The organism is Streptomyces sp. NPDC007875 (assembly GCF_042868035.1).
Lineage (GTDB): Bacteria > Actinomycetota > Actinomycetes > Streptomycetales > Streptomycetaceae > Streptomyces > Streptomyces antimycoticus.
Genome location: NZ_JBIADZ010000001.1, coordinates 391,882 through 405,273, shown reverse-complemented (window position 1 = coordinate 405,273; position 13,392 = coordinate 391,882). Strand labels below are relative to the sequence as shown.

Annotated in this window: 13 protein-coding genes; 6 read left to right on the top strand and 7 right to left on the bottom strand. The window is 71.9% G+C overall.

Annotated features, from left to right (window positions below; genetic code table 11):
• Positions 1 to 18 precede the first annotated feature (18 nt).
• Entirely contained in the window at positions 19 to 774 is a 756-nt protein-coding gene (locus ACFYOY_RS01710; RefSeq protein WP_351880249.1) for an ABC transporter permease, read from the bottom strand.
• A gap of 68 nt (positions 775 to 842) precedes the next feature.
• Positions 843 to 1,625, bottom strand: a complete 783-nt coding sequence (locus ACFYOY_RS01705) for an ATP-binding cassette domain-containing protein (protein ID WP_351880251.1) — start codon at positions 1,623 to 1,625, stop codon at positions 843 to 845.
• An 80-nt stretch (positions 1,626 to 1,705) separates the two neighbouring features.
• Here ACFYOY_RS01705 and ACFYOY_RS01700 point away from each other — a divergent pair, with 80 nt between their 5' ends.
• The 4 genes from ACFYOY_RS01700 to ACFYOY_RS01685 all read left to right on the top strand — a co-directional run bounded on the left by ACFYOY_RS01700 (position 1,706) and on the right by ACFYOY_RS01685 (position 6,613).
• On the top strand, positions 1,706 to 2,347 hold the full coding sequence (locus ACFYOY_RS01700; RefSeq protein ID WP_351880254.1) for a TetR/AcrR family transcriptional regulator: 642 nt from the start codon (positions 1,706 to 1,708) through the stop codon (positions 2,345 to 2,347).
• Between the two features lie 97 nt (positions 2,348 to 2,444).
• A complete protein-coding gene (locus ACFYOY_RS01695) occupies positions 2,445 to 3,293 on the top strand; it encodes a 3-hydroxyacyl-CoA dehydrogenase family protein (RefSeq protein WP_388584153.1) in 849 nt (282 codons plus the stop codon).
• Between the two features lie 155 nt (positions 3,294 to 3,448).
• Positions 3,449 to 3,772: an STAS domain-containing protein gene (locus tag ACFYOY_RS01690; protein WP_351880260.1), complete on the top strand. Its 324-nt coding sequence runs from the start codon at positions 3,449 to 3,451 to the stop codon at positions 3,770 to 3,772.
• A gap of 210 nt (positions 3,773 to 3,982) precedes the next feature.
• Positions 3,983 to 6,613 carry an ATP-binding protein gene (locus ACFYOY_RS01685; RefSeq protein WP_388584150.1) on the top strand — a complete coding sequence of 877 codons (2,631 nt, stop codon included), beginning with the start codon at positions 3,983 to 3,985 and terminating at the stop codon, positions 6,611 to 6,613.
• A 157-nt stretch (positions 6,614 to 6,770) separates the two neighbouring features.
• Here ACFYOY_RS01685 and nucS read toward each other — a convergent pair whose 3' ends face one another.
• Positions 6,771 to 7,433, bottom strand: coding sequence for an endonuclease NucS (gene nucS / locus ACFYOY_RS01680; RefSeq protein WP_203348529.1), 663 nt, complete (start codon positions 7,431 to 7,433; stop codon positions 6,771 to 6,773).
• A 210-nt stretch (positions 7,434 to 7,643) separates the two neighbouring features.
• Between nucS and ACFYOY_RS01675 the strand changes: the two genes are divergently transcribed.
• A complete protein-coding gene (locus ACFYOY_RS01675) occupies positions 7,644 to 8,036 on the top strand; it encodes an SCO5389 family protein (protein ID WP_351880266.1) in 393 nt (130 codons plus the stop codon).
• 37 nt (positions 8,037 to 8,073) lie between these two features.
• Here ACFYOY_RS01675 and ACFYOY_RS01670 read toward each other — a convergent pair whose 3' ends face one another.
• Positions 8,074 to 9,114: an LLM class flavin-dependent oxidoreductase gene (locus tag ACFYOY_RS01670; protein ID WP_351880269.1), complete on the bottom strand. Its 1,041-nt coding sequence runs from the start codon at positions 9,112 to 9,114 to the stop codon at positions 8,074 to 8,076.
• A 207-nt stretch (positions 9,115 to 9,321) separates the two neighbouring features.
• Here ACFYOY_RS01670 and ACFYOY_RS01665 point away from each other — a divergent pair, with 207 nt between their 5' ends.
• Positions 9,322 to 9,639, top strand: a complete 318-nt coding sequence (locus ACFYOY_RS01665; protein ID WP_059147802.1) for a hypothetical protein — start codon at positions 9,322 to 9,324, stop codon at positions 9,637 to 9,639.
• A 34-nt stretch (positions 9,640 to 9,673) separates the two neighbouring features.
• On the opposite strand, the gene ACFYOY_RS01660 is transcribed toward ACFYOY_RS01665, so the two are convergent.
• The 3 genes from ACFYOY_RS01660 to ACFYOY_RS01650 form a co-directional block, all read right to left on the bottom strand.
• Positions 9,674 to 10,735, bottom strand: coding sequence for an ABC transporter permease subunit (locus ACFYOY_RS01660; protein WP_351880272.1), 1,062 nt, complete (start codon positions 10,733 to 10,735; stop codon positions 9,674 to 9,676).
• A complete protein-coding gene (locus ACFYOY_RS01655; RefSeq protein WP_388584145.1) occupies positions 10,732 to 12,012 on the bottom strand; it encodes an ABC transporter ATP-binding protein in 1,281 nt (426 codons plus the stop codon). Before ACFYOY_RS01655 ends, ACFYOY_RS01660 begins: the two co-directional genes overlap by 4 nt.
• 82 nt (positions 12,013 to 12,094) lie before the next feature.
• A complete protein-coding gene (locus ACFYOY_RS01650; protein WP_388584142.1) occupies positions 12,095 to 13,114 on the bottom strand; it encodes a hypothetical protein in 1,020 nt (339 codons plus the stop codon).
• Positions 13,115 to 13,392 lie beyond the last annotated feature (278 nt).

Below are 13,392 nucleotides of genomic sequence, written 5' to 3'. Positions count from 1 at the left end.
CGAGCCTACGCGGCGGCCCTACGCGCCGGCCTGCCGGAAGAGCCGTGCGCCGAGGGTGACGGCGACGACCGCGAGCGCGGAGGCGACCAGCGAGGCCAGCGCGATCTTCCCGTCCCCGTACTCGCCCGCGAAGGCGGCCCGCACTCCGTCCACGAGATAGCGGAACGGCACGAAGTGCGAGGCGATGTCGAGCCAGCGGGGCCCGAGCGACATCGGCAGCAGAATCCCGGACAGCAGCATCGCGGGCATGGTGATGGAGTTGATGACCGGCGCGAACCCCTGGGGGGACGCCACCCGCATCGCCAGCGCGTAGGAGAGCGAGGCGAGCGAGACGGTCAGCACGCCGACGAAGACGAAGCCGATCGCCACGCCCAGCACCGGGGCGCGCAGCCCGAGCACCACGGCGACGCACACCAGCAGCAGGGACTGCACCAGCAGCAGTGCGACGTCCTTGAGCACCCGGCCCATGAGCAGCGCGAGCCGGCTGACCGGGGTGACCCGCATCCGCTCGATGACGCCCGTGCGCCGTTCGAGGATCAGCCCGATCCCGGTGAACGAGGCGCTGAACAGGCCGAGTTGGACGAGGATTCCGGGGACGATGGTCTGCCAGGAGCTGGCCCGGCCGCCCAGCGGCAGATCGGTGAGCAGCGGGCCGAAGAACACGAGGAAGAGCAGCGGCTGGACCATCCCGAAGATGAGGGCGGGTTTGGAGCGCAGCGTCTGGCGGGCGTAGCGGCCGAATACCAGGGCCGTGTCGGAGACGAGTGGGGGCATGGCGCCTTCCTTGGGGGTCGACTTCTTCCGGGACTTGCGGTGCTGGGGGTGGTTCGGGTGACTGTGCGTCAGACGGCGAGCGGGGCGGGGTTCTGTGGGGCGGTGCCGCGCCCGGTGATGGCGATGAAGGCGTCCTGGAGCGTGGCGTCCGGTGAGCCGCCGTGCTCGGCCTTGAGCCGCTCCGCCGTCCCCTCGGCGGCCACCAGGCCTTGGTCGACGATGACCAGACGGTCGGCCAGCGCCTCCGCCTCGTCCAGGTAGTGGGTGGTCAGGAAGACCGTCATGCCGTGCTCGGAGCGCAGCCGGCGGATCAGCTGCCACAGATCGGCGCGGCTGCCGGGGTCGAGGCCGGTGGTCGGCTCGTCCAGGAAGAGGATCTCGGGCCGGTGGACCAGGCCGAGGGCGATGTCCAGCCGCCGCCGCTGTCCGCCGGAGAGCGCGGCACAGGGGCGGTCCAGCAGTTCGGCGAGGCCCAGGTCCCGGGCCAGCTCTCCGGCGCGGGCGGTCGCCTCGGCCTTGGTCATCCGGTAGAGCCGCCCCTGGGTGACCAGTTCCTCCCGTACGGAGACGGTCGGATCGACCCCGCTGGACTGGGCCACGTATCCGATCCTCCGGCGCACTCCCGCCGGATCGCGGGCGAGGTCGCGCCCGGCGACGGTGGCGCTGCCGCCGGTGGGCGGGAGCAGTGTGGTGAGCATGCGCAGCGTGGTGGTCTTGCCCGCTCCGTTGGGTCCGAGGAAGCCGAGGATCTCACCGCGCTCGGCGGTCAGGTCGATACCGCGCACGGCGGTCACGGGGCCGCGCTTGGTCCGGAAGGTGTGGGTGAGGCCGTTCGTCGTGATGACTGCCATGCGACTCAGAAAAACAGAGACTCACTAATTTTGCAACGACCCCAAAAATCAAGCAGCCCCAGCGAAGCTAGGATGAGGTCATGGCGGAAGGACTCAGGGAGCGGAAGAAGCGGCAGACCAGGCAGCACATCTCGGACGTCGCGACCGGGCTGTTCATGGAGCGCGGCTTCGACGCGGTCACGATCGCGGAGATCGCCGAGGCGGCCGAGGTCTCCGTCAACACGGTCTACAACTACTTCCCGGCCAAGGAGGACCTCTTCGTCGACCGCGAGGAGGAGGTCGTCGACCGCCCCTCCCGGCTCGTACGCGAGCGCGCGGCCGGACGGTCGGCGGCGCAGGCGCTGATGGACCGGCTGCGCCAGGACATCCGCGAACGGCACGCCTACGTCGGGCTGACCGAGGGCTATGAGCGGTTCCGTCAGGTCATCGTGGAGTCCCCGACGCTGATGGCCAGACTCTTCGCCATCCAGGGCAAGACGGTCCACCAGCTCGGTGCCACCCTGCGCGAGGAGGCCGCCGCCGACCCGCGGGACCCGACGCCCGAGTTCATCGCGCACCAGCTCATCGGGTTGCAGAACGCCGTTCTGCGCTCCATCATCCGCGGGCTCGCGGAGGGCGGCGGCGTGGACGAGGTCGCCGAGGACGCCCTGCGCAACGTCGATGTCATGGAATCGCTTCTCAGCGACACGGTGCTCAACTATGCGGTGAAGAACACACCGTGACGCGCGTTACGAGGGGCTGCCCGCGGGGGTGAACGGGCGTTAAGGTCCGGCACATCGGACTGTTGACCAGATCAGATGGAACAGAGGGGTGTGTGTCGTGGCCAAGAAGCTCGCGGTCATCGGAGCCGGACTCATGGGGTCCGGTATCGCGCAGGTCTCGGCCCAGGCGGGCTGGGACGTGGTGCTGCGCGATGTGACCGACGAGGCGCTGCGCCGCGGCACCGACGGCATCAGGGCCTCGTACGAGAAGTTCGTCTCCAAGGGCAAGCTGGCGGCGGAGGAGGCCGAGCGGGCGCTGGGCCGGATCACCACCACGACCGACCTCGGCGCCGCCGCCGACGCGGATGTCGTGGTGGAGGCGGTCTTCGAGAAGGTCGAGGTCAAGCGGGAGATCTTCCGTACCCTCGATGAACTGGTCAAGGACGACACGATCCTGGCCTCGAACACCTCCGCCATCCCGATCACCAAGATCGCCGCGGCCACCCGGAGCCCGGAGCGGGTCGTCGGCACCCACTTCTTCTCGCCCGTCCCGATGATGGGACTGTGCGAGCTGGTCCGCGGACACAAGACGAGTGACGAAACCCTGGCCGCCGCACGGGAGTTCGCGGAGGGCGTCGGCAAGACCTGTATCGTCGTCAACCGCGATGTCGCGGGCTTTGTCACCACCCGGCTGATCTCCGCACTCGTCGTGGAAGCGGCGAAGCTGTACGAGTCGGGGGTCGCCACGGCCGAGGACATCGACACGGCCTGCAAGCTGGGCTTCGGCCATGCGATGGGACCCCTCGCGACGGCCGACCTGACCGGCGTGGACATTCTGCTGCACGCCACCGACAACATCTACACCGAGTCGCAGGACGAGAAGTTCGCACCGCCGGAGATCATGCGCCGGATGGTCGACGCGGGGGACATCGGCCGTAAGAGCGGCGAGGGCTTCTACCGCTACTGAGGGCCCTGGTGCGGCGCCAGGCCCGGAACTCACCCTCCCGGGTGAATTCGGTATCGGTTCGCTTACAGACGGCAACTTCCGCGTGTGAGAGGCAGTCAGTTCTGTAGACAGAAATGGCGCATTGACGACACGACGCACCGTATAGGGGAGCGCATATGCACATCAGGGGCGACCACGCCGAGCTGGTCGTCGGGGGCCGACTGGACGTCCGGAGCGCGGCGGACGCCCGTACGGCCCTGCACACCGCCGTCGACTCCGGCGGCGGGGATCTCGTTCTCGACCTGACCGAACTGGACTCCTGGGACGCCACCGGGCTCGGGGTGATCATGGGCGCGCACCGCCGCGCGGGCCGGGTGGGCAGACGGCTGGTGCTGCGCGGGGTGCCGCCCCAGATGCAGCGGCTGCTGGTGGCCACCCGGCTGCATCGCATCCTGGCGATCGAAGGCGGGCTGGAGGCGGAGTCACTTCCGCGAGTGTGAGCCGCGCGGGCCGGATATCCGGGGGTGGTGGGTTACCCGGGGTGGCGTGGGCCCCCTCCCGCGCGGTGGATACTGTGAGCAGGTCCAGGCCGTGTGATACGGCCCGGGGTTCGGTGGATGCCGGACACATTCCCTACGGCGGCACCGGACCAGAAGCGAAGGCAGGCCGGGGAGCCTTACAGCACGCCACGCATCTGGGGGGCAAGGACCATGGACCCGAAGAACCGCGGATCGCAGGAGCACGGCTGGGACGAGTCCGGGCCGGGTGCGGCCTCCGGTGCGCCGCATGCCGCGGACAGCGCCGGCGCCGGCTCGCCGTCGCGCCCGCCCGCGCCGCCGGGGGACGTACCGACGCCGCCTCTGGGCAGCCCGGTGCCCGGCTCCTCCGCCTCCTCGGCCTCCTCCGCATCTTCCGTTTCTTCTGATCCTTCTGGGCCTCCCGCCCGCACCGCGCGCATCGTCACCGGTGACTACCTGCTCACGGTCAATCCCGTCGACGGCAGTGAGATAGAACCCTGCCCGCCCGGAGAGCGCCCCGCCCGGCCCGAGCGCCACGGCCCCGACGAGCGGGCCGAGCTGCGCCACGCCGCCGCCGCGCCGCGTCCCTCCGGCACCGTCCTGCCCGACCTGCCGATGCTGGAGCGCGACGAGGAGCGGGAGCGGCTCGCCCGGCTGCTCGCCCGCGGCCGCTCGGTGCGGGTCACCGGGCCCTCCGGCTCGGGGCGCAGCACCCTGCTGGAGGCCGTCGCCTCCGACTGCGAGCGGCTCGCGCCCGACGGTGTCGTACGCCTCTCCGGGTACCACCGCACCCCCGCCGACCTTCTCCACGACCTCTACGCCGCCGTTTTCAGCGCCCCGCTGTACCGGCCCGAGCGCGCGGAGCTGCTGGACGCGGTCCAGGGGGTCGGCGCGGTCGTCGTCCTCGACGACATCGAGTTCGGCGGCGCCGCGCTGGACGAGTTCCTCGACGCGACCCCCGAATGCGCGTTCCTGATCTCCGCCACCCCCGATGTCCCGGCGCCCTCCGCCGATTCCCACCTCGAAGAGGTCTTCCTCTCCGGGCTCAGCCGTACGGCCGGTCTCGACCTGCTGGCGCGGGCCGCACGACGGCCCCTGGAGGAGGACGAGGCGAGCTGGGCGGCGGACCTGTGGTTCGAGTCCGAGGGGCTGCCGCTGCGCTTCGTGCAGGCGGGCGCGCTGCTGCGACAGCGGGACGCCCTGCGCGACGACCCCTCCGCGCGGGAGGCCGGCGGGGGCCATGACGTCCCGCTGCCCTCGATCGCCGAGGCGGCGTCCCCTGCCGCGCTGCTCGCCGGACGGCTGAGCGAGGCGGCACACGACGCCCTGCGGTTCGCGGTCGCGCTCGGCGGCGAATGCCCGCACCAGGTGCATCTGCGCGCGCTGTCCGCGGACACCCACGCGGACGCGGCCCTCGGCGAGCTGCTCGGCTGCGGCCTCGTCACCGCGGCCGGGGCGCACCACCGGCTGGCGGCGCGCGTCACCGCCCAGCTTGCGGAGGAGGGCTACGCCGACGCGGACGCCGGGCGCGCGCACGCCGTCGCCGGGCACTACGCCTGGTGGGCCGGGCATCCCTCGGTGGCCCCCGAGCGCGTCGCCGCCGAGGCCGACGCGATCCTCGCGGCGATGACTGCGCTCATCGGCAGCCGCGAGGCGGGCCACGCGGACGCCGCCGTACTCCTCGCCCGCGCCGCCGCGCCCGCCTTCGCCGCGGCGCTGCACTGGGGCGCCTGGGAGCGCGCGGTGCGGCACGGCCAGGAGGCCGCGCGGCTGGCGGGACAGGTCGCGGACGAGGCGTACTTCCACCATGAGCTGGGCGTGCTCGCGCTGTGCACGGGCCATCTGGACCGGGCCCGCGCCGAGCTGGAGGCGTCCATCGGACTGCGGGGCGTTCTCGCGGACAAGCGGGGCACGGTCGCGGGTCGGCGCGCGCTGGCGCTGGTCGCCGACCGCTCGCCCGGTTCGGCGATGGCCGGGGCGTTCGGGACGGGCGGCGGAAGCCGTAAGGGCGAGGACGTGACGCCCCCGGCGGCGGGCGCCGCGCCGGACGACACCGAGACCACGATCGTCACCCCGAAGGCGGCCACGACGACGCCGATGGCCGCCATGGGCACCCCGGCCCCGACAAAGGCGGTGACGGCGGTGGTCCCGGCCGTCTCCCGGACCACGGTGGCCGCCTCCGCCACCCCCTCGCCCCTCGCCTCCCCTTCGGCCCCCGCTCCCGGCGGGCCCTCGGGCGGCGAGCCGCGCGGTCTGCGCCGGCTGGCGGTGCAGGGTGCCCGGCGCAATGTGGTCGCGGCGTCCGCGGGGGTGCTGCTGGTGGCCGTGCTCGGCACCGTCGTGACCCTGGGCGCCACCTCGGGCGACGACTCCGACAGCCCCTCCGACAAGGTCAAGCCGGACCGGTCGGCCTCTCAGCAGGACGACGACAAGGGTCTGACCGCCGACGAGCCCACGCACGGCACCGGGCAGGGCCCCCAGCCCGGCCTCAGCGGGACACCCAAGGCGTCCACCTCCCCGACCGCGCCGAGCAGCAGCGGCTCGCCCAGCGGCACCACGGCGTCCGGCGACCCGTCGTCCGGCAGCGGCTCGCCCTCCGATACCGAGCAGCCGCCCTCGCCGCCGTCGTCGCACCCCACGACCGGCGGTCCGCGGCCGACGACCAAGCCGCCGACGACCAAGCCGCCGACGCCGACCGGCGAGCCCACCAAGCCGACGCCCACGACCTCCGCCCCGACCCCGACGTCCACCGGCGACACGTCCACTACGGCGAGCGCGCCCACGACTCACACGGCGTCGAGCACCGCCTCTCCGGTCGCGTAGCGGGGGGAGCGCCGCACGGGGGCGCGGGCCGCCGGATCACGCCAGACAGCGCCCCGCCCCCGTGGCGTGATCTCGTCGCCCCATGGCCCGTACGACGAAAGAGCGCCGGGGCCCGACGGCCCCGGCGCCTCAGTGCCGGCCCGGCGTCAGCCCCGTGTCAGAACAGGCGGAGCTTGTCGTCCTCGATGCCCCGCAGCGCGTCGTAGTCCAGCACCACACAGCCGATGCTCCGGTCCGTGGCGAGGACGCGGGCCTGGGGCTTGATCTCCTGGGCGGCGAAGATGCCCTTCACCGGGGCGAGATGCGGATCCCGGTTGAGAAGTTCGAGATAGCGGGTGAGCTGCTCGACACCGTCGATCTCACCACGGCGTTTGATCTCCACGGCGACCGTCGTCCCGTCCGCGTCGCGGCAGAGAATGTCCACGGGACCAATAGCAGTGGGGTATTCACGCCGAATAAGCGTCCAGCCATCGCCGAGTGTCTCGATACGATCGGCGAGCAGCTCCTGCAGATGGGCCTCCACGCCGTCCTTGATCAGGCCGGGGTCGACGCCGAGTTCATGCGAGGAGTCATGGAGGACCTCCTCCATGGTGATGATGAGCTTCTCGCCCGCTTTGTTCACGACCGTCCACACATCGTCGTCGCCTTCCTTCAGCGTGCACGGCGGAGACATCCAGTTGAGCGGTTTGTAGGCCCTGTCGTCCGCGTGGATGGACACACTTCCGTCGGCCTTGACGAGGATCAGGCGGGGTGCCGAGGGGAGGTGGGCGGTGAGGCGGCCGGCGTAGTCCACGGAGCACCGGGCGATGACGAGACGCATGGTCGGCAACGCTACTCGACCACCGCCACCCGACGCGATTCGTCCGTCGATGGACCCTTCGGGGATGGCTGGTTGTGTGCCCATTCTCCTGGTGCGGGCGCAGTGGCCGAATTACCGTTGAAGCGGGCGGTCGTCGGACGGGTACGCTGCGTCGCCGTCCGCCCTTCCCATCCCTGAGACCCCGCTCGCGGGGTCGCGAGAGGAGAACCCATGTCGCTCGACGTCTCACCGGCGCTGCTCGAACAGGCCGAGCGAGGCGAGGTCGACGAAGCAGCCTTCGTCGACTGCGTCCGGAACTCCCTACCCTACGCATGGGAGATGATCAGCTCGCTGGTGGCCCAGCTGAGGGTGGACGGCGGAGAGTTCGCCGACAACCAGACGCCGCCGCCCAACGAGCAGGCACGCGGTCAACTGCTTCGCGCACTCGCCAGTGACGCGATACGCGGCGCGCTGCAGCGCCACTTCGGGGTGCGGCTGGCCTTCCAGAACTGTCACCGGGTGGCCGTCTTCCCGATGGACGCCTCGGCCGACGAGCGCCTCGCCCGCTTCACCTCGGTCCGGGGGCAGCTGCTCAACCAGTCACCCACACTCCGCGACTGCTGATGGGATGTCCGCTGCCGCTCCACCAGGGGGAGGTGTATCAGCGCAGGAGCGGCAGCACCTCACCACCGAGCCGTCGTACGTTCTCCTCCGTGGCGACCAGGTCGCCCGACCCCTCGACCAGCAGCGCGAACCGGCGGATCCCGGTGCGCTCCGCGGTCGCCGCCAGCCGGTCGGCGCACAGCCGCGGCGATCCCACCGGATGCAGCTCGCACAGCAGCTCCGCATAGGCCACGGGGTCGCGCATCCGGCGCTCCCGGCCGTCGACCGTCACATGCGCCTCAAGGCCCTGCCGCAGCCAGCCGGGCATCGCCTTGGTGAGGACCTCGGCCGCCGCGGGGCGGTCGTCCGCGATCTGCACCACCCCGGCCGAGACATGGCGTGCCGCCACTGCCTCGACGTCCTCCGGTGAACGGCCCGCCTCCAGCGCGGACTTCCGCCACAGGCCGACCATCTCGGCCTTCTCCTCGTCCCCGCAGTGCATGCCGAGCAGCATGGGCAGCCCGCGCTCGGCGGCCAGCCGCACGCTGGCGGGCGAGGTGGAGGCGACGACCACCGGCGGGGCGTCCACGGCCTGCCCGGTGAGGGCGTCGTCGGAGCGCGGCACCACCGCCACCTCGCGGAAGGCGAACCGCTCACCGTCGGCACCCACCCGTGGCTCGTGCAGCCAGCGCAGCAGCAGATCGAGTGATTCGGGGAAGCCCCGCTCGTACGCCCGCAGCCCCGAGCCGAAGACCTCGAGGTCCACCCAGGGGCCGCCACGGCCGACCCCGAGCGTGAACCGGCCACCGGAGAGGAGATGGAGCAGTGCCGCCTGCTCACCCAGTGCGACGGGATGCGCGGTCGGCAGTACGCTCACCGCTGTACCGACGCCGATCCGGCGGGTACGTCCCAGCAGCAGCGCGGCGAGGGTGACCGCGGACGGGCAGACGCCGTACGGAACGAAGTGGTGCTCGGCGACCCAGACCGCGTCCAGCCCCGCCTCCTCGGAGAGCTCGGCCGACCGCACCGCCCGGTGCAGCGCCTCCTCCTGCCCCTGGCCTGGGAATTGAGCGGCCAGGATGAAAGCCCCCACATCCATCGGATCCCTGCCTCCTTGTCGCGGCTGATGTGCCGGCGCGGGCATCCCCCCTGTAGGCATTAACGCCTGACACGTGCCAAGGGCACGGCCGGGCATGAATTTTTCATGATGATCAGAGGGTGAGTGTGGACGGCGACTTTCCAGGACGGTGACCGTAGCGCGTACGCTGGTCACAGCCCGTTAGCCACAGTTCTGTCGAGGTGCCCCGTGTCTCCACGCCGAAACCGCCCGCGAGGCGGCGAGAAGCCCGTCGGCCACGAGAGTGCGAATCGCTACGGCCTCGATCGCATGGAGACCTGGCAGGGCGAGGAATGGGTGGTCCGGCAGGTCGGCGGCGGGGCGGCCGCCAAGCACTACCGCTGCCCGGGCTGTGACCAGGAGATTCCGCCGGGGGTGGCACATGTGGTCGCCTGGCAGCAGCACATGGGCGCGGACGACCGGCGCCACTGGCACAAGGCGTGCTGGAGCGCACGGGACCGCCGGAGCGCCAAGCTCCAGCGGTCCCGTAACGCACCGCGATACTGACTCGGGCCCTGACCTCTACAGGGGCTACGGAGCGCTACACATCGCGCTTCTCCAGCAGCGCATACGCGGCGATCATCGCCGCCGCCGTGACCACGGCCAGCGCCGACAGCTGGGGCCAGCCGCTGTTCAGCTCCTCGTCGATGCGGAAGAGGGAGGCCAGCGACTGCGGCGAGGAGTACTCCAGCATCTTCCTTCCCAGGTCGCGCAGGCTGTCCGACATCATCAGGAACGCGGGGAGGATGGCCGGCAGCAGCACCACACCGAGCATCGTGGTGATCGCGCCCGCGGAGTGCCGCAGGATGGCTCCGACGGCCAGCGAGAGCAGCCCCAGCAGCGACACATAGAGTCCCGCGCCGACCGTCGCGCCCAGGATCTGGTCACCCGTCGGCTCAGCGACCTCCGGCCCGCTGTGCATCCCCATGCTCGCGTAGGCCACCAGCGCGAGCGAGACGGTCGTGGTGGTGAACGAGAGGGCGAAGAAGACCAGCGCCTTGGCGGTGAGCACCCGTGAGCGCTGCGGGGAGGCGGTGAGGGTGGTCCGGATCATCCCGGTGCCGTACTCGGAGGTGATCACGAGCACCCCGAGGGTGACGATGCACAGCTGGCCGAGCAGAGTGCCGAAGAACCCGGGGAGGGTGGTGGGGAGGGTGCGGTAGTCGGCGTCGTTCGTGGTCGCCGCCACGAGGAGCCCGATCCCGAGCACCAGCGCGACCATGACGCCGAGCGTCCAGATGGTGGAGCGCACCGACTTGATCTTGGTCCACTCGGAGGCGAGGGCGTTGCCGAGGTGGGTGCGCCGGACCGGGATCGGCGAGGTGTACGGGCCCATACCGGCGTACGGCTGCGACGAGGGCCCGGACGGCACCGGCTGCTGGTACGCCTGGGGCGCGGGGTGGTGTGGTGCCATCTGGTGCGGGGTTGCCTGGTGGGGGGTTGCCTGGTGGGGGGGTGTCTGGTGCGGGGCTGCTTGGTGCGGTGCCTGCGGCGGCATCTGCGGGGCTGCCTGCGGGGCGGTCTGGGGAGGACCCTGCGGAGGGCCCTGGGGGGCCTGCGGGGGGACGGGCGCCTGGGACTGGTGCTGGTACGGGGTCGTCATCGGGCGTCGTCCTCGTGGTCGCTCTTGGTCAGATCGGCGGGGGCGGGGGGCGCCGCGGGTGGCTGAGCCGGGGGAGCGGGGGGAGCCGGGGGCGGCGTCGCGGGGGCGGCTGGAGCGGAGGTGGCCGGAGCGGAGGTGGCCGGAGCGGCGGGAGGCGGAGCGGCAGGGGCTCCGGGCATGGCCATGCCCGGAGCGTGTGACTGCGGCGGGGCCGGCGGTTCGGCGTATCCCGGCAGCACGGTCCCCGGCGGAAAGGCCATCGGCGCGCCCTGCGCTCCCGGAGCGCCCGGCCCATAGCCGTACGGCGCGCCCTGCGGCACCGCGCCGGGCATCTGCTGCTGCAGGGCGGCGCGCTCGTCGACGGTCGAGCGGTAGTCCACCGCACCCTGCGTCATCCGCATGTACGCCTCTTCCAGCGACGCCTGGTGCGGGGAGAGCTCCCACAACCGGACGTCCGCCCCATGCGCCAGATCGCTGATGCGCGGCAGCGGCAGCCCGGTCACCCGCAGCGCGCCGTCCTGCTCGGGGAGCACCTGGCCGCCCGCCTCGCTCAGCGCGGCGGTCAGCTTCTCGCGCTGCCCCGGGTCGCCCTCGGGGGTGCGGACGCGTGCGAAGTCCGCCGAGTTGTAGGAGATGAAGTCCTTGACGTTCATATCCGCGAGCAGCTGACCGCGCCCGATCACGATCAGATGGTCGGCGGTGAGCGCCATCTCGCTCATCAGATGGCTGGAGACGAAGACGGTGCGGCCCTCGGATGCCAGTTGCTTCATGAAGTTGCGGACCCAGAGGATGCCTTCGGGGTCCAGGCCGTTGACCGGCTCGTCGAAGAGCAGCACCTGCGGATCGCCGAGGAGGGCGGCCGCGATGCCCAGACGCTGCCCCATGCCGAGCGAGAAGCCCTTGGAGCGCTTGCGCGCCACGTTCTGCAGGCCCACCACGCCCAGCACTTCATCGACCCGGCGGGCCGGGATCCCGGAGAGCTGGGCCAGGCAGAGCAGATGGTGACGTGCGCTGCGGCCGCCGTGCACCGCCTTGGCGTCGAGGAGCGCGCCCACCTGGCGGGGGGCGTTGGGCAGCTTGCGGAACGGGTAGCCGCCGACCGTGACCTGGCCCGCGGTGGGCTCGTCGAGGCCCAGGATCATCCGCATCGTGGTGGACTTGCCCGACCCGTTGGGCCCGAGGAATCCGGTGACGGCGCCGGGCCGCACCTGGAAGGACAGGTTGTACACGGCCGTCTTGGCGCCGTAGCGCTTCGTCAGACCGACTGCCTCGATCATTCTCCGCCCCTCATGAGCATGGGTCGGGCGTGCTCGCCCCCGGTGAGGGTTAGGAGGATAGCCGGGGTGTTGACGGTTCCCGCTATTCGGGAGATGTGAGCGCACCGTAACTCTTGGGGCCTGCGAAATCTGCGGAGTCTTTGGGACCTGTGGTGCTTGCGGGGTCTGTGGTGCTTGCGGGGTCTGTGGTGCTTGCGGGGTCTGTGGGGCTTGCGGGGTCTGTGGCGTCTCTGAGGCCGCCGGGGCCGTCGTGCTCGTCCTCCGGGCAGCGGAGGAGGTCGGGCTGCGGCAGTGCCCAGCCCTCCTCCTGGAAGATCCGGGTGCCGGACTTCCGTACGGCGGGGTCCGCGCCCGCGCGGGCGACCCAGGTACCGGGGTCGGGCCCGAGGAGTTCGCGCAGCCGCGGCGAACCGGCGAGCAGGCGGGTGAGCAGGGCGCTCTGGTCGCCGCCGCCGGGGAGGGGGCGTTCGGTGCCGCCCGGGGACATCAGCACTCCGCGTTCGCCGACGTAGAGATACGCGCCGCCGAGCCGCTCGCCGGACGGCATCACCATCGGGTACTCCGTGCCGGGCAGCAGGACGCGGCGGTAGTTGGGGTACTCGGTCGCGTCCACGGCGGCCAGCTGCTCGGTGTCCAGCCAGCTGATGACCAGGGTGGTACGGGCTCCCGGCGCCGTGTACGGGGCGGAGGCCACATAGCCGTACCGGGCGATGTGGGCCGAGCAGCCGACCGCGATGCCGTGCACGTCGACCGGGATCATGGGGACGGTGGCCGGGTGGCCGGGGCGGGACAGCTTGTGGTGCAGCTGGGCGGGGGAGGCGTTGGAGCCGACCGCGATGATGGGGTGGCGGTTGGCGGTTGGGGGGTGGCCGAGGGTGGTGAGGATGGCGTCGAGCGGCTCCCGGCTTTCTTTCGGCCCTTCGCCGGGGCTGGTGTCGACTGCCCAGGTGCCCAGGCGGCCGCCCGGTGTTGTGGGGTTGAGTTCCCACAGCTCGCCTGCGGTGAGGAGGGTGGGGCGGGTGATGGGGCGTCCGGGGTAGGTGAGGGGGTGTTTGGCGGGGATGTCGGTGAAGCCGAGGGTGGGGAGGGTGCGGTCGGTCACGGAGGGGTGTCTCCCCCACCCCGCCCCTTCCCGAAACCGGGCCCCGGCCCGGCCCCGGCCGGGGCTCCGCCCCTGGACCCCGCTCCTCAATCGCCGGAGGGGCTGGGTTTCCTCGCGTGCCGGTGGGGTTGGGTTGCCCGGGCTGCGTCCCGGCCTTGTGCGGGGGCTCCGCCCCTGGACCCCGCTCCTCAATCGCCGGAGGGGCTGGGTTTCCTCGCGTGCCGGTGGGGTTGGGTTGCCCGGGCTGCGTCCCGGCCTTGTGCGGGGGCTCCGCCCCG

What these genes read in the sequence shown, in the direction of transcription:
- ACFYOY_RS01660 (WP_351880272.1), bottom strand. Translation starts at nt 10,735, where the DNA reads ATGACGACCCCGTACCAGCACCAGTCCCAGGCGCCCGTCCCCCCGCAG.
- ACFYOY_RS01710 (WP_351880249.1), bottom strand. Translation starts at nt 774, where the DNA reads ATGCCCCCACTCGTCTCCGACACGGCCCTGGTATTCGGCCGCTACGCC.
- ACFYOY_RS01675 (WP_351880266.1), top strand. Translation starts at nt 7,644, where the DNA reads ATGTCGCTCGACGTCTCACCGGCGCTGCTCGAACAGGCCGAGCGAGGC.
- ACFYOY_RS01690 (WP_351880260.1), top strand. Translation starts at nt 3,449, where the DNA reads ATGCACATCAGGGGCGACCACGCCGAGCTGGTCGTCGGGGGCCGACTG.
- ACFYOY_RS01655 (WP_388584145.1), bottom strand. Translation starts at nt 12,012, where the DNA reads ATGATCGAGGCAGTCGGTCTGACGAAGCGCTACGGCGCCAAGACGGCC.
- nucS (WP_203348529.1), bottom strand. Translation starts at nt 7,433, where the DNA reads ATGCGTCTCGTCATCGCCCGGTGCTCCGTGGACTACGCCGGCCGCCTC.
- ACFYOY_RS01685 (WP_388584150.1), top strand. Translation starts at nt 3,983, where the DNA reads ATGGACCCGAAGAACCGCGGATCGCAGGAGCACGGCTGGGACGAGTCC.
- ACFYOY_RS01700 (WP_351880254.1), top strand. Translation starts at nt 1,706, where the DNA reads ATGGCGGAAGGACTCAGGGAGCGGAAGAAGCGGCAGACCAGGCAGCAC.
- ACFYOY_RS01670 (WP_351880269.1), bottom strand. Translation starts at nt 9,114, where the DNA reads ATGGATGTGGGGGCTTTCATCCTGGCCGCTCAATTCCCAGGCCAGGGG.
- ACFYOY_RS01705 (WP_351880251.1), bottom strand. Translation starts at nt 1,625, where the DNA reads ATGGCAGTCATCACGACGAACGGCCTCACCCACACCTTCCGGACCAAG.